The organism is Serratia bockelmannii (assembly GCF_051803255.1).
Lineage (GTDB): Bacteria > Pseudomonadota > Gammaproteobacteria > Enterobacterales > Enterobacteriaceae > Serratia > Serratia bockelmannii.
On record NZ_CP196512.1, the window covers coordinates 200,727 to 219,247 of the forward strand.

Sequence of the window (18,521 nt, forward strand, 5' to 3'; positions counted from 1 at the left end):
GTTGCCGAGCCCTGCTTAGCCTCAGGAAAAATGCAGTTCCTCGCCGGCCTGCGCGCTGGCCGCTTCGCTGAGCAGCTGATAAAACGGCTGCCCGCTGCGATCGCATAGCCAAACGCCGTCGCGGTAGTTGAAGTGATAACCGCCGGCCTTGGTGGCGAGCCACACCTGATGCAGCGGCTCCTGGCGGTTGATGACGATTTTGGTGCCGTTTTCGAAGCTCAGCGTCATTACGCCGCCATTGGTTTCGTAATCGATATCCGCATCGCCGTCAAAATCGTCCAGTGTCTCTTCAATATTCAGCATCAGCTGGTCGGCCAACTGGTGAAACTCACTGTCGTTCATATTCAATTCCTATTGCTTTTCATGATCCACCTGCGATTATAGAGACCTTGGACGCATGAATTACAGGCATTAATGCAAATGAAAAAACAACTACGCTATGCGCTGATGGCAGTTCTGGTTACCGGCCTCGCCGGCTGCGGTCTGAAAGGCCCGCTTTACTTCCCGCCTGCCGATCCCGCCAGCCAGAAACCGGCCAAGCCGCCGGTGCAAACGGGCGATCAGGTGCAAAAGAACCAGCAGGAGCAGTCTGGCTCTCAGCAAAAACCGTCGATGGTTGACCAGTAAACCCCGGTTTGCGGTAGCGAGCGCCACCGCAACATCAAGACGGATAGCGCGTCCAGATAGCGGAGTATGATATGCAGTTCTCCAAAATGCACGGTCTGGGCAACGACTTTATGGTGGTCGATGCCGTTACACAGAATGTCTATTTTTCACCTGAGCTGATCCGCCGGTTGGCCGATCGGCACCTGGGCGTCGGCTTTGACCAGATGCTGGTGGTAGAACCGCCTTACGATCCCGAACTGGATTTTCACTACCGAATTTTTAACGCCGACGGCAGCGAAGTGGCGCAGTGCGGCAACGGCGCGCGTTGCTTCGCGCGTTTCGTGCGGCTGAAAGGGCTGACCAACAAACGCGACATCCGTGTCAGCACCCAAACCGGGCGCATGGTGCTCAGTGTCACCGACGACGATCTGGTGTGCGTCAACATGGGCGAACCGAATTTCGACCCGCAGGCGGTGCCGTTCCGCGCCACTAAGGCTGAAAAGACCTACATCATGCGCGCGGCGGAACATACCGTGCTGTGCGGCGTGGTGTCGATGGGTAACCCGCATTGTGTTTTGCAGGTGGACGATGTCACAACTGCCAAGGTGGAGCTGCTTGGGCCGGTGCTGGAAGGGCATGAACGCTTCCCGGAACGGGCCAACATCGGCTTTATGCAGGTGGTGAGCCGCGATCACATCAAGCTGCGCGTTTATGAACGCGGCGCTGGTGAAACGCAGGCCTGCGGCAGCGGCGCCTGTGCGGCGGTGGCGGTGGGGATCCAACAGGAATTGCTGTCAGAAGAGGTGCATGTAGAACTGCCGGGCGGCAGCCTGCATATTCGCTGGAAAGGGCCGGGCAATCCGCTGTTTATGACCGGTCCGGCAACCCATGTCTATGACGGATTTATTCATCTATGAAAAGCGTAGAAGAACAGAGCGTCGCCGGCCTGGCGCTGGATGACGACACCATGATGCAGTACCTGCTGCAGAACCCGGATTTCTTTATTCGCAACGCGCGCCAGGTTGAGCAGATGCGCGTGCCGCACCCGGTGCGCGGCACCGTTTCGCTGGTGGAATGGCACCTGGCCCGCCAGCGCAATCACATCGAACGGTTGGAAGAAGAGATCACGCTGTTGATGGAGCAGGCCAGCGCCAACGAAGGGCTGTTCGCCCGGTTGCTGCACCTGCAGGCCGATTTGGCCACCGCCGACAGCCTGCAGGACATGCTCAACCGGCTGCAGCGCTGGGCGCGCGGCTTCGGTTTGGCCGGTGCCACGGTTCGGCTGTTCGCCGAGCGCTGGAATATCGGCGCGCCTTCCGATTTCACCCACCTGGCGCTGACGCGTTCGGCGTTCGAGCCGTTCCGCATTCAGCGGCTGGGCAGCGAACAACACTACCTCGGCGGCTTGAACGGCCCCGAGCTGCTGCTGCTGTTGCCGCAGGCCAAACAGATCGGCCAGATTGGCTCGGTGGCGCTGTCGATGCTGGGCGACGACGGCGAGCTGGGCATGGTGATCTTCAGCAGCCGCGATACGCAACACTATCAGCAGGGCATGGGCACGGTGATGCTCAATCAACTGGCGCGCATGCTGCCGGCGCTGCTGGAACGCTGGATAGAACGAGCATGACGCCGATTGCGCCCAGCCTGCAGCAGCCGGTGGACGCGTTTCTGCGTTATCTCAAGGTAGAACGGCAACTCAGCCCGCTGACGCAGCTCAGCTATTCACGCCAGCTGGCGGCGCTGATGCGCCTGGCGCAGGAGATCGGCGTCACCGACTGGGCAGCGCTGGACGCCGCCCGGGTGCGCATGCTGGCGGCGCGCAGCAAACGCGCCGGTCTGCAGTCCGCCAGCCTGGCGCTGCGGCTCTCTTCGTTGCGTAGCTTCCTCGATTGGCTGGTCAGCCAGGGCGTGCTGCACGCCAACCCCGCCAAGGGCATCCGCACGCCGCGCAGCGGCCGCCATCTGCCTAAAAATATCGATGTCGATGAAATGAACCAACTGCTGGAGATCGATCTCAACGATCCGCTGGCGGTGCGCGATCGCGCCATGCTGGAGGTGATGTACGGCGCCGGCCTGCGCCTCTCCGAGCTGGTGGGGCTGGATTGCCGCCATGTCGATATGGACGCCGGCGAGGTGTGGGTGATGGGGAAAGGCAGCAAAGAGCGTAAATTGCCGATCGGGCGCACCGCCGTCACCTGGCTGGAACACTGGCTGGCAATGCGCGATCTGTTTGGGCCGCAGGACGACGCCATGTTCCTGTCCAATCAGGGGCGGCGCATCTCGACGCGCAACGTGCAAAAACGCTTCGCCGAGTGGGGCGTGAAACAGGGCGTTAACAGCCATATTCACCCGCACAAACTGCGCCACTCCTTCGCCACCCATATGCTGGAGTCCAGCGGCGATCTGCGCGCGGTGCAGGAGCTGCTCGGCCACGCCAACCTGACCACCACGCAAATTTATACCCACCTCGACTTTCAACACCTGGCGAACGTGTACGATGCCGCGCATCCGCGTGCCAAACGGGGGAAATCCTGATGCATTTTTATCGCCCGCTGCGCCCGCTGGCGGCGCTGACTTTCGATCTGGACGACACGCTGTATGATAACCGTCCGGTGATCCGGCAAACCGAACAACAATCGGTGGCCTTCCTGCAGAGTTACCACCCCGGCCTGAGCAGCTTTCAGTCGGCGGATTTTCATCGCCTGCGTCAGGAGCTGCGCGAGCAGGAACCGGAGATCTACCATGACGTCACCCAGTGGCGCTGGCGCGCCATTCATCTGGCGCTGAGCCGGCAGGGGCTGCGCGACGCCGAAGCGGCGATCGGGGCCGATGCGGCGATGCAGAACTTCGCGCTGTGGCGCAGCCGCATCGAGGTGCCGGAAGCGACCCACGCCACGCTGAAGGCGTTGGCCGCGCGCTACCCGCTGGTGGCGATCACCAACGGCAACGTCGATCCGTCTCTGTGCGGCCTGGACGGTTATTTCCAGTTCGTGTTGCGCTCCGGGCCGGACGGGCGCGCCAAGCCGTATCAGGACATGTACCACCTGGCCGTTGAGCGGCTGGGCGTGGCGCCCGAGCAGATCCTGCACGTGGGCGACGATCTGACCACCGACGTGGCCGGCGCGCTGCGCGCGGGGCTGCAGGCCTGTTGGATCAACGATCGGCAACGCTGCCTGATGCAGGCCGCCGACAGCCGCTTGCTGCCGCATATTGAGATTTCGCAGTTGGCATCGCTGACAGCATTGTTATAATCCCTGCCAGAACTCTGTATAAATTTCCAGTGAAAAACCCGTCACCGGCGGGTTTTCCCTTAACCATTAGTGGTGCCTATGGACGTCTCCGATCTGCTCGACAGCCTGAATGAAAAACAACGTGAAGCCGTGGCGGCGCCGCGCAGCAACCTGTTGGTTCTGGCCGGAGCGGGCAGCGGCAAGACGCGGGTGCTGGTGCACCGCATCGCCTGGCTGCTGTCGGTGGAGAACTGCTCACCGTATTCGATCATGGCGGTGACCTTCACCAACAAGGCGGCGGCGGAAATGCGCCACCGTATCGAACATCTGATCGGCACCAGCCAGGGCGGCATGTGGATCGGCACCTTCCACGGCTTGGCGCATCGTCTGTTGCGCGCCCACCACCTGGAGGCCAACTTGCCGCAGGATTTCCAGATCCTCGACAGCGACGACCAGCTGCGGTTGCTCAAGCGCATCATCAAGGCGCTGAACGTCGACGAGAAACAGTGGCCGCCGCGTCAGGCGATGTGGTACATCAACGGCAAGAAAGACGAGGGCCTACGCCCACAGCACGTTGAGACCTACAACAACCCGGTAGAGGCCACCTGGCTGCGCATCTATCAGGCCTATCAGGAAGCCTGCGATCGCGCCGGGCTGGTGGATTTCGCCGAGCTGCTGCTGCGCGCGCACGAACTGTGGCTGAACAAGCCGCATATCCTCAACCACTACCGCGAGCGTTTCACCAACGTGCTGGTGGACGAATTCCAGGATACCAACAGCATCCAGTACGCCTGGATCCGCCTGCTGGCGGGCGGCAACAGCAACGTGATGATCGTCGGCGACGATGACCAGTCGATCTACGGCTGGCGCGGCGCGCAGGTGGAAAACATCCAGCGCTTCCTGAAGGATTTCCCCGGCGCGGAAACCATCCGCCTGGAGCAGAACTACCGTTCCACCAGCAACATCCTGAAAGCGGCCAACACCCTGATCGCCAACAACGACGGGCGCATGGGCAAAAATCTGTGGACCGAAGGCGGCGAAGGCGAGCCGATTTCCCTCTACTGCGCCTTCAACGAACTCGACGAAGCGCGCTTCGTGGTCAACCGCATCAAGACCTGGCAAGACAACGGCGGCGCGCTGAACGACTGCGCCATCCTGTACCGCAGCAACGCCCAGTCGCGCGTGCTGGAAGAGGCGCTGCTGCAGACGGCGATGCCGTACCGCATCTACGGTGGCCAGCGCTTCTTCGAACGCCAGGAAATCAAGGATGCGCTGGCTTACCTGCGCCTCATTTCCAACCGCAACGACGATGCGGCCTTCGAGCGCGTGGTCAACACCCCGACGCGCGGCATCGGCGATCGCACCCTCGACGTGGTGCGCCAGGCGGCGCGCGATCGCCAGCTGACGCTGTGGCAGGCGACGCGCGAGCTGATGCAGGACAAAGTGTTGGCCGGCCGCGCCGCGTCGGCGCTGCAGCGCTTTATCGAACTGGTGGAGTCGCTGGCGCATGAAACCGCTGACATGCCGCTGCACGTGCAGACCGACCGGGTGATCCGCGACTCCGGGCTGTTCATCATGTATGAGCAGGAAAAGGGCGAAAAGGGGCAGGCGCGTATCGAAAACCTTGAGGAACTGGTGACGGCGACGCGTCAGTTCAGCTATCAGGAAGAAGATCAGGATCTGATGCCGCTGCAGGCGTTCCTGTCGCATGCGGCGCTGGAAGCGGGCGAAGGTCAGGCCGACGCCTATCAGGACGCGGTGCAGCTGATGACCCTGCACTCGGCCAAGGGCTTGGAGTTCCCGCTGGTGTTTATCGTCGGCATGGAAGAAGGCATGTTCCCGAGCCAGATGTCGCTGGATGAAGGCGGCCGTCTGGAGGAGGAGCGCCGTCTGGCATATGTGGGCGTAACGCGCGCCATGCAGAAACTGACGCTGACCTATGCCGAAACGCGCCGTCTGTACGGCAAAGAGGTTTACCATCGGCCGTCGCGCTTTATCGGCGAACTGCCGGAAGAGTGTGTGGAAGAAGTGCGCCTGCGCGCCAGCGTATCGCGCCCGGTCAATCACCGCCGCATGGGCACGCCGATCAGCGAGAACGATACCGGCTACAAGCTGGGCCAGCGCGTGCGCCATCCCAAGTTTGGCGAAGGCACCATCGTCAATCTGGAAGGCAGCGGCGAGCACAGCCGGTTACAGATCGCTTTCCCGGGCGAGGGCATCAAGTGGCTGGTGGCGGCCTACGCTCGCCTGGAAACGGTATAAAGAGAGGGGAGAGTTGCAGGGGCAGGCCCCTGCAATCGTTCATTATCAGTGAGGGTAGCGATCGCCGACCTGCGCGGTGGCATACCAGCGCATCACCGCTTCGGTGCCTTCGCCGCCTTCCTGCGGTGCCCATTGCATGCAGTCCTCTTCGGTCAGCGCCTGATACGGGCCCTGCTTCACTTCGAACACCACGCCGCCGGCATCGACCGACAGCACCGCATGCCAGGTAAAGGCCGGCATCTCCAGCACTTTGGTTTCTTCGCCAAGCAGGGTGCGCTGTGTTACGACGCCGTCATCGTTGAACTGCAGCACCACAAAGCGGCCGCGCAGCGGCGTCAGCAGCTCCCAGGTTTGCGGGTGGCGGTGCGGGCGGATATAGGTGCCGGGCTCCATGGCGATCGCCAGTCGTTGCACCGGGTCGCTCAGCTCTTCGTGTAAGGTGCGGTGCGCGCGCAGGCGGGGCACGCTGGCGGCCTGTTCGCTCATCGCGGTCAGTTCATGGGCGGTAATCTGTTTCATCGTTTAAATCCGCATGCTTGTCGTACCATTAGGGTGATGTCATCTTAGCAACATTCTTGGTGGCGGTAAGCGATCGTCGCGACTTTTTCAGTACGGTTTAAGCGTCATTTCTGCCATTGATCATCGTGATGATTTGTTGCGCAATTATCCCGCCTAACGTGTTGACAGGCTTTTTCTTCTCGGCGTAACATGCGCGCACTATTATCATTGAGGACAGACGCCTTGGACACACCCAGTAGATACTGGCTCACTGATCCTGCGCCGCAGGTATAACTTCTAAGGCTCTCCGTTTTTGCTGATAGCCTTCGTGGTTGTCGGCGACCCCGCAAAGTGTCGCTATGAGTCAGATCTCTTCATGGTCTGAAACAATCGGTGATACGCATCCCCTCTGTTTCTGTGCTTCAACGCGTTGTCCGCACCCGTTACCTTCACGGAGTTTTGGCACATGCTGAGCGCTTTTAAATTAGATAACCGCCGCTTGTCCCGTCTGGAACTGGACGACTCGGATGATCTCACGTCATCGCTGTGGGTTGATCTGGTCGAGCCGGAAGAGGGCGAGCGTGAGCGCGTGCAGAATGAGCTGGGACAAAGCCTGGCGACGCGTCCCGAACTGGACGATATCGAAGCCTCCGCCCGTTTCTTCGAAGACGAAGACGGTCTGCATATCCACTCCTTCTTCTACTTCGAAGATGCGGAAGATCACGCCGGCAACTCCACGGTAGCCTTCACCATCCGCGACGGCCGCCTGTATACCCTGCGCGAGCGTGAACTGCCGGCGTTTCGCCTGTACCGCATGCGCGCCCGCAACCAGACCATGCTCGAAGGCAACGCCTACGAACTGCTGCTGGATTTGTTCGAAACCAAGATTGAACAGCTGGCGGACGAGATAGAGAACATCTACAGCGATCTGGAACAGCTCAGCCGGGTGATCATGGAAGGGCATCAGGGCGACGAATACGACGCCGCGCTGTCGACGCTGGCGGAGCTGGAAGATATCGGCTGGAAGGTGCGTTTGTGTCTGATGGATACCCAGCGCGCGCTCAACTTCCTGGTGCGCAAGGCGCGTTTGCCGACCGGCCAGTTGGAGCAGGCGCGTGAAGTGCTGCGCGACATCGAATCCCTGCTGCCGCACAACGAATCGCTGTTCCAGAAGGTGAACTTCCTGATGCAGGCGGCGATGGGCTTCATCAATATCGAACAGAACCGCATCATCAAGATCTTCTCGGTGGTGTCGGTGGTATTCCTGCCGCCTACGCTGGTGGCCTCCAGCTACGGCATGAACTTCGAATTCATGCCGGAACTGAAATGGTCGTTCGGCTACCCGGGCGCCATCACGCTGATGATCCTGGCCGGCCTGGCCCCTTACCTGTACTTCAAGCGCAAAAACTGGCTGTAACCCGGCGGCGCCGGGCTTAGCGCAGCTTGCGTTGTGTGTAGAGCGCGTCGAGGGTGAACAGGATCAGCGCCGCCCAGATAAAGCCGAAGGTCACCAGCTTGTCCTGGCCGATGGTCTCACCGTAGAAGGTGACCGCCAGCAGGAACATCAGCGTCGGGCCGAGATACTGGAAGAAACCGAGCGTCGACAGGCGCAGCCGGGTAGCCGCCGCGGTGAAGCACAGCAGCGGTACGGTGGTGACGATGCCGGCGGCGACCAGCAGCAGGTTCAGCGACCACGGGTTGGCGCTCAGGTGGCTGGTGGGGCTGTCGGCGAACAGGAACAGATAGGCGGCCGCCACCGGCAGCAGCCATAGCGTCTCAATCAGCATGCCGGTCTGGGCGTCGATGGCGATTTTCTTGCGCAGCAGGCCGTAGAAAGCGAAGCTGAACGCCAGCCCCAGACCGATGATCGGCAACGAGCCGAACTGCCAGAGCTGCACCAGCACCCCGGTGAATGCTAGCGCCACCGCCACCCACTGCATGCGACGAAAGCGCTCGCCGAGAAACAGCATCCCCAGCAGCACGTTAACCAGCGGGTTGATGAAGTAGCCCAGGCTGGCTTCCAGCATATGGTGATTGTTCACCGCCCAGATGAACAGCAGCCAGTTGCCGCCGATCAACAGCGCGGTGACCGCCAGCAGCAGCAGTCGTTTGCGGTTTTGGCAGGCGGCGCGCACTTTAGGCCAGTTGCGGCCCAGCGTGATAAGCGCCAGCATGAAGAAAAACGACCAGATGATCCGGTGGGTGAGGATCTCGTCCGCGGACACTTGCTGGATCAGTTTGAAATAGGCCGGGGCAATGCCCCACATAAAATAGGCGGCTAGGGCGAAGAAAATGCCCTGACGCGTTTGCTTTGCGTCCATGACGTCACTCTGGTGGGGAACTTAAGATGCGGTGAGTGTACTGAAGACGCTCACCGCACACAATCATCAGCCGACCAGATAGGTGGCGGTGGCGGTCGCGATATGCAGGCCGTCGTGGTTATGCAGTTCTACGCGCGCCACGGCGACCTTGTTGCCGCTGCGCAGCACGCTGGCGGAGGCGACGAAGTGTTCACCGCGGCCGGGGCGCAGATAGTCGACGCGCAGATCGATGGTGCCCATGCGCGACAGTTTGGCGGCGATCTCTTCTTCGATCAGCGGCTCCAGGCGCGTCAGCACGCCGCCGGCGCAAGCCAGCCCGGCGGCGACGTCGAGCACCGCGGCGATCACGCCGCCGTGCAGAATTTCCTGTGCGGCGTTGCCTACCAGCTTGCGCTGGTTGGTGAAGCTCAGCTCGACGTAGTCATCGTCGAAGCGGCGCAGCTCCAGGCCAAGCTCGCGGTTGAACGGCATGTGGTAGACAAAGATTTCGCCGATCTTGCGGCGGGCGGCTTCCAGGGTCAGTGGTGTGGTCGACATAGCGGGTTTCCATTTTTCTTTTGCGTTTTAAGGGAGCTAACTGGTCAGTCCAGGTTAATGAGATGTTGATTTTATGCTTAACCTTTGTTGCTTTCCAGACTATTCCAATAAAACCGGCCTGCGCTGCGGTAAAACGCCCTTTGTGTGTAAAATGGCCTGATTTTTTCCGGGCTTGCCCTTTTTCGTTGGAGTGAGGAGAGGTTATGCGCATTTTGTCAGGGATCGTTTCCGCCACGCTGCTGATGCCGGCGCTGGCATTGGCTGAGGAAGCCAAAGAGCAGCAGATTCACGATAAGCCGGCGGTGCGCGGCAGCATTATCGCCAACCTGCTGCAGGAGCACGAGAATCCGTTCACGCTGTATCCTTACGATCCCAATTATCTGCTGTACACCGACACCAGTGATATCAACAAAGAGGCCATCAAGACGTACAACTGGGGCGACAAGGCGCGCAAGGACGAGGTGAAATACCAACTTAGCCTGGCGTTTCCGCTGTGGCGGGGCATTGCCGGCGACAACTCGGTGCTCGGCGCGTCTTATACTCAGCGCTCCTGGTGGCAATTGTCCAACCGCGGCGAGTCTTCGCCGTTCCGCGAAACCAACTACGAGCCGCAGCTGTTCGTGGGGTGGGCGACCGATTACCGTTTTGCCGGTTGGACGCTGCGCGATGTTGAAATCGGCGTTAACCATCAGTCTAACGGCCGCTCGGATCCGACGTCGCGCAGCTGGAATCGCGGCTATGCGCGGCTGATGGCGCAAAACGGCAACTGGCAGGTGGATCTCAAGCCCTGGTTCCGCTTCTCGGAGAGCTCGAGCAACGACGACAACCCGGACATCACCAAATACATGGGATACTACCGGTTGAAGGTCGGTTACGCCTGGGGCGACAGCGTGTTCAGCGTCGACAGCCACTATAACTGGAACAGCGGCTACGGCGGCGCGGAGCTGGGCTGGAGCTATCCGATCACCCGCAACGTGCGTTTCTATACCCAGGTATTCAGCGGCTACGGCGAATCGCTGATCGACTATAACTTCCGGCAGACACGGGTGGGCGTTGGTGTCATGCTGAACGATATTATGTAATCATACCCGCTGGGTGTGTACCGATGAAAAAATGGGGAAGTGTGTGTCAACCGCAGCAGTGATTAACAGAGAGTTGCTGGCCGAGCAGGTATTGCGCGATACCTTTGGCTACCAGCAATTCCGTCCGGGGCAGCAAACGATTATCAACGCCGCGATCGGCGGGCAGGATTGCCTGGTGGTGATGCCGACCGGCGGCGGCAAGTCGTTGTGCTACCAAATCCCGGCGCTGGTGATGGACGGCCTGACGCTGGTCGTTTCCCCACTGATCTCGCTGATGAAGGACCAGGTCGACCAACTGTTGGCCTACGGCGTTTCCGCCGCCTGCTATAACTCGACGCAAACCCGCGAGGAGCAGCTGGACGTTATGGCCGGCTGCCGCAACGGTAACATCAAGATGCTGTACATCGCGCCGGAACGGCTGATGATGGAAAGCTTCCTCAACCTGCTCGACCACTGCCCGCCGGCAATGCTGGCGGTGGATGAGGCGCACTGCATCTCGCAGTGGGGCCATGACTTCCGGCCGGAATATCGCGCGCTGGGCCAACTGAAACAGCGCTTCCCGTCGATGCCGGTGATCGCGTTGACCGCCACCGCCGACGAGTCCACCCGCGGCGATATCGTGCGTCTGCTGTCGCTGCAGGATCCGCTGGTGCAGGTCAGCAGCTTCGACCGGCCGAACATCCGCTACACGCTGGTGGAAAAATTCAAACCGCTCGACCAGCTGTGGCGCTTCGTGCAGGATCAGCGCGGTAAGAGCGGCATTATTTATTGCAACAGCCGCGCCAAGGTGGAAGACACCGCTGCGCGCCTGCAAAGCCGCGGGCTGAGCGTCGGTGCCTACCACGCCGGGCTGGACAACGATCGCCGCGCGCAGGTGCAGGAAGCGTTCCAGCGCGACGATCTGCAGGTGGTGGTGGCCACCGTCGCCTTCGGCATGGGCATCAACAAACCCAACGTGCGCTTCGTGGTGCATTTCGACATCCCGCGCAATATCGAATCCTATTATCAGGAGACCGGCCGAGCCGGGCGTGACGGCCTGCCGGCCGAAGCCATCCTGCTGTACGATCCGGCCGACATGGCCTGGCTGCGCCGCTGCCTGGAGGAGAAACCCGCCGGGCAGCAGCTGGACATCGAACGCCACAAGCTGAACGCCATGGGCGCGTTCGCCGAGGCGCAAACCTGCCGCCGCCTGGTGTTGCTCAACTACTTCGGCGAAGGCAAGCACGAGAACTGCGGCAACTGCGACATCTGCCTCGATCCGCCCAAGCGCTACGACGGGCTGGAGGACGCGCGCAAGGCGCTGTCCTGCGTGTACCGCGTCGGCCAGCGCTTTGGCCTCGGGTACATCGTGGAAGTGCTGCGCGGCTCCAACAACCAACGCATTCGTGAATACGGTCACGACAAGCTGCCGGTGTACGGCATCGGCCGCGATCAAACCACCGAACACTGGACCAGCGTGCTGCGTCAGCTGATCCATCTGGGCTTTATCACCCAAAACATCGCCATGCACTCGGCGCTACAATTGACCGAGGCGGCGCGTCCGGTGTTGCGCGGCGAGGTGGCGCTGCAGCTGGCGGTGCCGCGTATTCAGAGCCTGAAGTCGCGCAGCAGCGCCAACCAGAAATCCTACGGCGGCAATTACGATCGCAAGCTGTTCGCCAAGCTGCGCAAACTGCGCAAATCGATCGCCGACGAAGAAAACATCCCGCCTTACGTGGTGTTCAACGACGCCACGCTGCTGGAAATGGCCGAACAGATGCCGATCAAGGCCGGCGATCTGCTGAGCGTCAACGGCGTCGGCCAGCGCAAACTGGAGCGTTTCGGCGCGCCCTTTATGGCGATGATCCGCGACCATCTCGACAATGATGAAGACTGAGGGCGATAAATCATGCTGATGCTGTTTCTCACCGTGGCGCTGGTGCATCTGATTGCGCTGATGAGCCCGGGGCCGGACTTCTTTTTTGTGTCGCAAACCGCCGCCAGCCGCTCGCGCCGTGAGGCGATGATGGGCGTGGTCGGCATTTCGCTCGGCATCGTGGTATGGGCCGGCGTGGCGTTGATGGGGCTGCATCTGATCCTGCAGAAGATGGCCTGGTTGCATCAGATCATCATGGTCGGCGGCGGCATTTACCTGTGCTGGATGGGGTGGCAGCTGCTGCGTTCCGCGCGGGCGCAACGAGCGCAGCCGGCGGCGGAGGCCCAGGTGGCGTTGCCGAAGGCCGGGCGCAGCTTTATTCGCGGCTTCCTGACCAATTTGTCCAACCCGAAAGCGGTGATCTATTTCGGCAGCGTGTTCTCGCTGTTCGTCGGCGACAGCGTCGGCGCCGGCGCGCGCTGGGGGCTATTCTTGCTGATCGTTGCCGAGACCTTCGTCTGGTTCAGCCTGGTGGCGGTGGTGTTTGCGCTGCCGGCGATGCGCCGCGGCTATCAGCGGTTGGCCAAGTGGATAGACGGGGTAGCGGGCGTGTTGTTTACCGGCTTCGGGTTACACCTGATCTTTACCCGCTGACCGGCGGTGAGATGCCCAAGGCCGAGCAGCGATGCCCGGCCTTTTTTGTCAGGCTTTGCGGGCGGTCGCCAGCAGCCCCGCCACCAGAATGAACAGCGAACCGAACACCCGGTTAAGCAGCTGCATCTGGCGCGGCGTTCTCAGCCAGCCGGCGATGCGCGTCGCCAGGGTGGCGTAACCGATCATCACCAGAATATCCACCACCACGGTGGTGACGCCGAGCACCAGGTACTGCTCGGCCTGCGGTTGATTGGGCAAGATGAACTGCGGGAACAGCGCGGCGAGGAACACGATGCTTTTCGGGTTGGTCAGGTTGACCAGCACCGCGCGGCGGAACAGGCGGCGGCGCGGCATGCTGCCCGCCAGCGCATGCAGATCCAGCGCGCCGGCGGCGCGCCATTGTTGGATGCCGAGCCACACCAGGTAGGCGGCGCCCAGCCATTTCAGCAGCTCGAACGCCAGCAGCGATTGCGATATCAGCGCGCCGAGGCCGATGCCCACCAGCACGATGTGCGCGCTCAACCCGACCTGCAGCCCGGCGATTGACGCGGCGGCGCCGCGATAGCCGTGGCTGATGCCGGTGCTCATGGTGTTGATGGCGCCGGATCCAGGGGACAGGCTAAGGATAAGCGTGGTCAGCAGGTAGGTTAACCACCAGTCCAAGGTCATGGTTCTCGGCTCCCTGAAAGTGTCGTTTTGTGCCACAATGCGCCGAGGCGGCGCCGTTTTTTGTCAGAATTGAATCACAATACGCTAGTATGATTTCTTGTGCCAGCGGTCACATTTTCCGCCGGCCCCACAGGGAAAACGCTCTCGATGACCTCGTTCACTCTCAGCTCCGATGACTGGTTAACGCGTGAAACGCAGTTCGCTGCCTTCGCCACCGGGCCGCTGCTGGATTTCTGGCGGCAGCGCGAAGAAGGCGAGTTCAGCGGCGTGGACGGCGTGCCGATCCGCTTTGTGCGTTTCAGTTCCGCGCGGCATCAGCGCGTGGTGGTGGTCAGCCCCGGCCGCATCGAAAGCTACGTGAAATACCCCGAGGTGGCCTACGATCTGTTCCACTGCGGTTACGACGTGGTGATCGTCGATCATCGCGGCCAAGGGCGTTCCGGGCGTTTACTGGCGGATACGCACCGCGGTCATGTGGTAAACTTCGCCGACTACGTGGACGATTTCGAGCAGCTTTGGCAGCGCGAAGTCGAGTCGCGCGGTTACCGGCAGCGCTTCGCGCTGGCGCATTCGATGGGCGGCGCGATCCTGGCGCAGTTCCTGCAACGCCGGCCGCAGGCGTTCGATGCGGCGGCGTTTTGCGCGCCGATGTTCGGCATCCAGTTGCCGATGCCGGGCTGGCTGGCCGACCGCATCCTCGACTGGGCGAAGACCCGTCCGGCGATCCGCGACTACTACGCGGTGGGCACCGGCCAGTGGCGGCCGCTGCCTTATGTGGTCAACGTGTTGACCCACAGCCGCGAACGCTACCGGCGTAGCCTGCGCTATTACGCCGATTACCCCGAGCTGCAGGTGGGCGGACCGACCTACCATTGGGTGCGGGAGAGCATCCGCGCCGGCCGGCAGATTATCGCGCAGGCCGGGGAGATAACAACGCCGCTGTTGCTTTTGCAAGCCGGTGAGGAACGGGTGGTTGACAACCGTTCGCACCAGGCTTTTTGTCAGGCTCTGTCAGACGCGGGGCGCCCTTGCGAAGGGGGGCTCCCGCTGGTTATCAACGGCGCACGCCATGAGATCCTGTTCGAGCGGGACGCGATGCGCGCCGAAGCACTGAACGCAATCCTGCGCTTCTTTGCTCAACACTTAGGTGGCGCGCTGCCGCCGACAACTCCATCAGAGGTTAGAACATAACGCTATGTATCACGTCGTCGCTTCCGATTTAGATGGCACGCTGCTGTCTCCCGACCATACCCTGTCGCCGTACGCCAAAGAAACGCTGAAGTTGCTGACCCAGCGCGGCGTGCATTTCGTGTTCGCCACCGGCCGCCACCACATCGACGTGGCGCAGATCCGCGACAGTCTGGAGATCAGCGCCTTTATGATCACCTCCAACGGCGCGCGGGTGCACAACACGGCCGGCGAGCTGATCTTCAGCCACAACCTGGACGAGGATATCGCCCGCGATCTGTACGGCATGCTGCACGACGATCCGGAGATCACCACCAACGTCTACCGTAACGATGACTGGTTCATCAACCGCGAAAGCCCGGAGCAGGAAGAGTTCTTCCAGGAGTCGGTATTCAAATATCAGCTGTTTGAGCCGGGCCTGCTGGAAACCGACGGCGTCTGCAAGGTTTACTTTACCTGTGAAGATCATGAGCGGTTGCTGCAGGTGGAAGACGCCATCAACGCGCGCTGGGGCGATCGGGTCAACGTCAGCTTCTCGTTCCCGACCTGTCTGGAAGTGATGGCGGGCGGCGTGTCGAAAGGGCATGCGCTGGAAGAAGTGGCCAAGATCATCGGCTATACGCTGCAAGAGTGCATCGCCTTCGGCGACGGTATGAACGATCTGGAGATGCTGTCGATGGCCGGCAAGGGCTGCATCATGCGCGACGCGCATCAGCGCCTGAAGGATATGCTGCCGGAGCTGGAAGTGATCGGCTCCAATGTCGATAACGCGGTGCCGCACTACCTGCGCAAGATGTTCCTCTGAAATAACCAGGCCGTTTCTCTGAAATAACAAGGGCGCCTTGCGGCGCCCTTGGCATTACTTGTGCTGGCCCTGCTTCTGCAGGAACTGCACGCCCTTGTCCGGGAAGTCGGTGAACACGCCGTCGACGCCGGCCTGGTTGTAAATCACGTCATACAGTTGGTTCACGTCGGTCACGTACTTCGGCAGCGCATCGGCGCGGATGGTGAACGGATGCACCGCCAGCTTGCTGGCGTGCGCTTCTTTCACCATGTCGGTCAGCACGATGTGGCCCGGCTTGGATTGATCCGCCACCACCAGCATGTGGTAGTCCGGCCCGATACCGTCGGCATACTGAGCGATTTTCTTCATCGCACCCGGTTTGAACATCCAGTCGTAGTCGTATTCTACCCACTTGCCGTCGGCTTTCTGCTCGTAGGTTTCCTGCCAGTCGTTATAGGCGATCAGCTGCACCAGCTTCAGATCCATGCCCAGCTTCGGCTCCAGCTCGTTCTTGATGCGCTTGAGCTCGTTGGCGTCGAAGCACTGCAGGTAGACGTTGTCGTTCTTGCCGGTGTAGCCGTACTGCTTGAGCACCGCCAGCACTTTGCTGGAGATGTCTTTGCCTTCCTGCTTGTGGAACCAAGGCGCTTTGATTTCAGGATAGATGCCGATGTTTTTGCCGGTCGAATGGTTCAGACCCTGCACGAACTCGATCTCTTCCTGGAAGGTGTGGACGCGGAAGTCGGATTTGCCCATCGGGAAGCGGCCAGGGTAGCCCTGTACCTTCTTGCCGTTTTCGATGTCAAAGCCTTCGGTGAACTTCAGCGATTTGATCTCCGCCAGCGTAAAGTCGATGGCGTAATAACGGCCGTCTTTGCGTGCGCGGTTCGGGAAACGTTCGGCGACGTCGGTGACGCGATCGAGGTAATGGTCGTGCAGCACCACCAGCTCGTTGTCCTTGGTCATCACCAGATCTTGTTCGAGGTAATCGGCGCCCTGCGCGTAGGCCATTGCCTTCGCCGGCAGAGTGTGTTCCGGCAGGTAGCCGCTGGCGCCGCGGTGGGCGATCACCACTTTGTCCGCCGCCTGGGCGGCGCTGACCATTGAGGTGGCGAGAATGATCCCTGTCAGCAGGGCTTTGACTTGAGTCCGCATTCCGTTTTCTCCGTGTTGTTGGGGGCAGGGTAGTAAAAAGGCCGCAGGGCGGCCTTTAAATCATGCAAAAGTCGTGTGACGGTTAGCCGCGCTTGCCGGCAGCGATTTCCGCGTGGTGTTTCTTCTCGTTCAGCATGGTCAGCAGCAGCAGGATAACCGCCAGCACGCCGCCGCCGATCATCACCATGAAGCCGCCGTCCCAACCGAAGAAGTCTACGGTGTAACCGACGATGGCGCTGGCCGCAACCGAGCCGCCCAGGTAGCCGAACAGGCCGGTGAAGCCCGCGGCGGTGCCGGCGGCTTTCTTCGGCGCCAGCTCCAGCGCGTGCAGGCCGATCAGCATCACCGGGCCGTAGATCAGGAAGCCGATGACCAGCATACAGATCATGTCCACGGTCGGGTTACCGGCCGGGTTCATCCAGAACACCACGGTGGCGATGGTCACCAGCGTCATGAAGAACACGCCGGTGGCGCCGCGGTTGCCTTTGAACACTTTGTCCGACATCCAGCCGCACAGCAGGGTGCCCGGGATACCGGCGTATTCATACAGGAAGTAGGCCCAGGAAGACTTGTCCAGCGCGAAGTGCTTCACTTCTTTCAGGTAGGTCGGTGACCAGTCCAGAATGCCGTAACGCAGCAGGTAGACGAACACGTTGGCGACAGCGATGTACCATAACAGCTTGTTCGGCAGGATGTACTGCATGAAGATCTGCTTGGCGGTCAGCTCTTCTTCGTCTTTTTCGCTGTAGTCGTCCGGGTAGTCGTTTTTGTACTCTTCAATCGGCGGCAGGCCGCAGGATTGCGGGGTATCGCGCATCAGGGCGAAAGCGATCAGGGCCACCAGGATGGCGCCGAAGGCCGGCATGTACAGCGCCGCGTGCCAGTCGTTGAACCAGGCCATGCCCAGCAGGAACAGCAGCGGCGGCAGGCCGCCACCCACGTTGTGGGCGCAGTTCCAGATGGAGACGATGCCACCGCGTTCTTTCTGCGACCACCAGTGCACCATGGTGCGGCCGCACGGCGGCCAACCCATGCCCTGGAACCAGCCGCACAGGAACAGCAGAACGAACATCACCGCGATGCTGGAAGTTGCCCACGGTACGAAGCCCATGAACAACATCACCGCCGCCGCCAGGATCAGGCCGGCAGGCAGGAACACCCGCGGGTTGGAACGGTCAGAGACCGAACCCATGATGAATTTGGAGAAGCCGTAGGCGATAGAGATGCCCGACAGCGCGAAGCCGAGGTCGCCGCGGCTGAAGCCTTGTTCGATCAGGTAAGGCATGGCCAGGGTGAAGTTCTTACGCACCAGATAGTAGGCGGCGTAACCGAAGAAGATCCCCAGGAAAATTTGCCAGCGCAGCTTACGGTAGAGCGGATCTACCTTATCGCTCGGCACACGGGCGATGTGTGCGGCTGGCTTAAAAATACTCAACATGAGCGCCTCCGATGGCTTTATCTGTTATCACATCAATATGACCTTTTACGTTCATTTGATGATTGAGCGGATATCGAATGTGGTGTTTTTGTGTTCCATAACGAGCGCCATTGTCATCAAATACGCCTGGTGTCGCTGTGACGAATGGCGCAATTGTTACACTTTCATGAAACCACGGCGGATTTTGAGCGATTCGTTAACGTTATGAAATAGAAAAACGTCCAAAAATCGTGATTATGATC

General features: G+C 60.8%; 19 protein-coding genes. 12 read left to right on the top strand and 7 right to left on the bottom strand.

All coding sequences use genetic code 11. The features are described 5' to 3' along the window. Positions 1-21 precede the first annotated feature (21 nt). Positions 22-342 carry an iron donor protein CyaY gene (gene cyaY / locus ACSJLU_RS00925; RefSeq protein ID WP_004934237.1) on the bottom strand — a complete coding sequence of 107 codons (321 nt, stop codon included), beginning with the start codon at positions 340-342 and terminating at the stop codon, positions 22-24. Between the two features lie 78 nt (positions 343-420). On the opposite strand from cyaY, the gene lptM reads away from it, so the two are divergent. From lptM to uvrD, 6 genes are all read left to right on the top strand, one after another. Then, the gene (lptM, locus tag ACSJLU_RS00930) at positions 421-627 is read left to right on the top strand and encodes an LPS translocon maturation chaperone LptM (protein ID WP_004934241.1); all 207 of its coding nucleotides are present in this window, start codon (positions 421-423) and stop codon (positions 625-627) included. Positions 628-698: 71 nt separating this feature from the next. Beyond that, complete coding sequence (gene dapF, locus ACSJLU_RS00935) at positions 699-1,523, top strand: diaminopimelate epimerase (RefSeq protein ID WP_025304871.1); 825 nt, start codon at positions 699-701, stop codon at positions 1,521-1,523. After that, entirely contained in the window at positions 1,520-2,233 is a 714-nt protein-coding gene (locus ACSJLU_RS00940; RefSeq protein WP_049209356.1) for a DUF484 domain-containing protein, read from the top strand. Before dapF ends, ACSJLU_RS00940 begins: the two co-directional genes overlap by 4 nt. Next, positions 2,230-3,141 carry a tyrosine recombinase XerC gene (gene xerC, locus ACSJLU_RS00945; protein WP_043142222.1) on the top strand — a complete coding sequence of 304 codons (912 nt, stop codon included), beginning with the start codon at positions 2,230-2,232 and terminating at the stop codon, positions 3,139-3,141. Before ACSJLU_RS00940 ends, xerC begins: the two co-directional genes overlap by 4 nt. Continuing rightward, a complete protein-coding gene (gene yigB, locus ACSJLU_RS00950) occupies positions 3,141-3,857 on the top strand; it encodes a 5-amino-6-(5-phospho-D-ribitylamino)uracil phosphatase YigB (protein WP_025304873.1) in 717 nt (238 codons plus the stop codon). Before xerC ends, yigB begins: the two co-directional genes overlap by 1 nt. Before the next feature lie 78 nt (positions 3,858-3,935). Beyond that, the gene (gene uvrD, locus ACSJLU_RS00955; RefSeq protein WP_025304874.1) at positions 3,936-6,098 is read left to right on the top strand and encodes a DNA helicase II; all 2,163 of its coding nucleotides are present in this window, start codon (positions 3,936-3,938) and stop codon (positions 6,096-6,098) included. A gap of 45 nt (positions 6,099-6,143) precedes the next feature. Here the strand turns inward: uvrD and ACSJLU_RS00960 are convergent, their stop codons facing one another. Next, complete coding sequence (locus tag ACSJLU_RS00960) at positions 6,144-6,617, bottom strand: WbuC family cupin fold metalloprotein (protein ID WP_049203606.1); 474 nt, start codon at positions 6,615-6,617, stop codon at positions 6,144-6,146. A gap of 445 nt (positions 6,618-7,062) precedes the next feature. Between ACSJLU_RS00960 and corA the strand changes: the two genes are divergently transcribed. After that, on the top strand, positions 7,063-8,013 hold the full coding sequence (gene corA, locus ACSJLU_RS00965; RefSeq protein ID WP_004934262.1) for a magnesium/cobalt transporter CorA: 951 nt from the start codon (positions 7,063-7,065) through the stop codon (positions 8,011-8,013). Positions 8,014-8,029: 16 nt separating this feature from the next. On the opposite strand, the gene rarD is transcribed toward corA, so the two are convergent. Continuing rightward, complete coding sequence (rarD, locus tag ACSJLU_RS00970) at positions 8,030-8,917, bottom strand: EamA family transporter RarD (RefSeq protein WP_025304876.1); 888 nt, start codon at positions 8,915-8,917, stop codon at positions 8,030-8,032. Between the two features lie 66 nt (positions 8,918-8,983). Beyond that, positions 8,984-9,454, bottom strand: a complete 471-nt coding sequence (locus tag ACSJLU_RS00975; RefSeq protein WP_016929489.1) for a thioesterase family protein — start codon at positions 9,452-9,454, stop codon at positions 8,984-8,986. Positions 9,455-9,657: 203 nt separating this feature from the next. Here ACSJLU_RS00975 and pldA point away from each other — a divergent pair, with 203 nt between their 5' ends. From pldA to rhtC, 3 genes are read left to right on the top strand one after another with little or no spacing between them, the layout of a single operon-like run. After that, positions 9,658-10,536: a phospholipase A gene (pldA, locus tag ACSJLU_RS00980; protein WP_025304877.1), complete on the top strand. Its 879-nt coding sequence runs from the start codon at positions 9,658-9,660 to the stop codon at positions 10,534-10,536. Positions 10,537-10,579: 43 nt separating this feature from the next. Further along, positions 10,580-12,412: an ATP-dependent DNA helicase RecQ gene (gene recQ / locus ACSJLU_RS00985; RefSeq protein WP_025304878.1), complete on the top strand. Its 1,833-nt coding sequence runs from the start codon at positions 10,580-10,582 to the stop codon at positions 12,410-12,412. A 12-nt stretch (positions 12,413-12,424) separates the two neighbouring features. Continuing rightward, on the top strand, positions 12,425-13,045 hold the full coding sequence (gene rhtC, locus ACSJLU_RS00990; protein WP_043142215.1) for a threonine export protein RhtC: 621 nt from the start codon (positions 12,425-12,427) through the stop codon (positions 13,043-13,045). Positions 13,046-13,093: 48 nt separating this feature from the next. On the opposite strand, the gene rhtB is transcribed toward rhtC, so the two are convergent. Continuing rightward, on the bottom strand, positions 13,094-13,714 hold the full coding sequence (gene rhtB / locus ACSJLU_RS00995; RefSeq protein ID WP_025304879.1) for a homoserine/homoserine lactone efflux protein: 621 nt from the start codon (positions 13,712-13,714) through the stop codon (positions 13,094-13,096). 147 nt (positions 13,715-13,861) lie between these two features. Between rhtB and pldB the strand changes: the two genes are divergently transcribed. Both pldB and yigL read left to right on the top strand, forming a co-directional pair. Beyond that, a complete protein-coding gene (gene pldB / locus ACSJLU_RS01000; protein ID WP_342096809.1) occupies positions 13,862-14,905 on the top strand; it encodes a lysophospholipase L2 in 1,044 nt (347 codons plus the stop codon). A 4-nt stretch (positions 14,906-14,909) separates the two neighbouring features. After that, positions 14,910-15,707 carry a sugar/pyridoxal phosphate phosphatase YigL gene (yigL, locus tag ACSJLU_RS01005; protein WP_025304881.1) on the top strand — a complete coding sequence of 266 codons (798 nt, stop codon included), beginning with the start codon at positions 14,910-14,912 and terminating at the stop codon, positions 15,705-15,707. Between the two features lie 54 nt (positions 15,708-15,761). On the opposite strand, the gene glpQ is transcribed toward yigL, so the two are convergent. Both glpQ and glpT read right to left on the bottom strand, forming a co-directional pair. Then, complete coding sequence (gene glpQ, locus ACSJLU_RS01010) at positions 15,762-16,841, bottom strand: glycerophosphodiester phosphodiesterase (RefSeq protein ID WP_025304882.1); 1,080 nt, start codon at positions 16,839-16,841, stop codon at positions 15,762-15,764. A gap of 82 nt (positions 16,842-16,923) precedes the next feature. Next, a complete protein-coding gene (glpT, locus tag ACSJLU_RS01015) occupies positions 16,924-18,279 on the bottom strand; it encodes a glycerol-3-phosphate transporter (protein ID WP_025304883.1) in 1,356 nt (451 codons plus the stop codon). Positions 18,280-18,521: the final 242 nt, after the last annotated feature.

Excerpts from the sequence above, each read along its gene's own strand:
- cyaY (WP_004934237.1), bottom strand. The coding sequence starts at position 342 with ATGAACGACAGTGAGTTTCACCAGTTGGCCGACCAGCTGATGCTGAAT.
- lptM (WP_004934241.1), top strand. The coding sequence starts at position 421 with ATGAAAAAACAACTACGCTATGCGCTGATGGCAGTTCTGGTTACCGGC.
- dapF (WP_025304871.1), top strand. The coding sequence starts at position 699 with ATGCAGTTCTCCAAAATGCACGGTCTGGGCAACGACTTTATGGTGGTC.
- ACSJLU_RS00940 (WP_049209356.1), top strand. The coding sequence starts at position 1,520 with ATGAAAAGCGTAGAAGAACAGAGCGTCGCCGGCCTGGCGCTGGATGAC.
- xerC (WP_043142222.1), top strand. The coding sequence starts at position 2,230 with ATGACGCCGATTGCGCCCAGCCTGCAGCAGCCGGTGGACGCGTTTCTG.
- yigB (WP_025304873.1), top strand. The coding sequence starts at position 3,141 with ATGCATTTTTATCGCCCGCTGCGCCCGCTGGCGGCGCTGACTTTCGAT.
- uvrD (WP_025304874.1), top strand. The coding sequence starts at position 3,936 with ATGGACGTCTCCGATCTGCTCGACAGCCTGAATGAAAAACAACGTGAA.
- ACSJLU_RS00960 (WP_049203606.1), bottom strand. The coding sequence starts at position 6,617 with ATGAAACAGATTACCGCCCATGAACTGACCGCGATGAGCGAACAGGCC.
- corA (WP_004934262.1), top strand. The coding sequence starts at position 7,063 with ATGCTGAGCGCTTTTAAATTAGATAACCGCCGCTTGTCCCGTCTGGAA.
- rarD (WP_025304876.1), bottom strand. The coding sequence starts at position 8,917 with ATGGACGCAAAGCAAACGCGTCAGGGCATTTTCTTCGCCCTAGCCGCC.
- ACSJLU_RS00975 (WP_016929489.1), bottom strand. The coding sequence starts at position 9,454 with ATGTCGACCACACCACTGACCCTGGAAGCCGCCCGCCGCAAGATCGGC.
- pldA (WP_025304877.1), top strand. The coding sequence starts at position 9,658 with ATGCGCATTTTGTCAGGGATCGTTTCCGCCACGCTGCTGATGCCGGCG.
- rhtC (WP_043142215.1), top strand. The coding sequence starts at position 12,425 with ATGCTGATGCTGTTTCTCACCGTGGCGCTGGTGCATCTGATTGCGCTG.
- rhtB (WP_025304879.1), bottom strand. The coding sequence starts at position 13,714 with ATGACCTTGGACTGGTGGTTAACCTACCTGCTGACCACGCTTATCCTT.
- pldB (WP_342096809.1), top strand. The coding sequence starts at position 13,862 with ATGACCTCGTTCACTCTCAGCTCCGATGACTGGTTAACGCGTGAAACG.
- yigL (WP_025304881.1), top strand. The coding sequence starts at position 14,910 with ATGTATCACGTCGTCGCTTCCGATTTAGATGGCACGCTGCTGTCTCCC.
- glpQ (WP_025304882.1), bottom strand. The coding sequence starts at position 16,841 with ATGCGGACTCAAGTCAAAGCCCTGCTGACAGGGATCATTCTCGCCACC.
- glpT (WP_025304883.1), bottom strand. The coding sequence starts at position 18,279 with ATGTTGAGTATTTTTAAGCCAGCCGCACACATCGCCCGTGTGCCGAGC.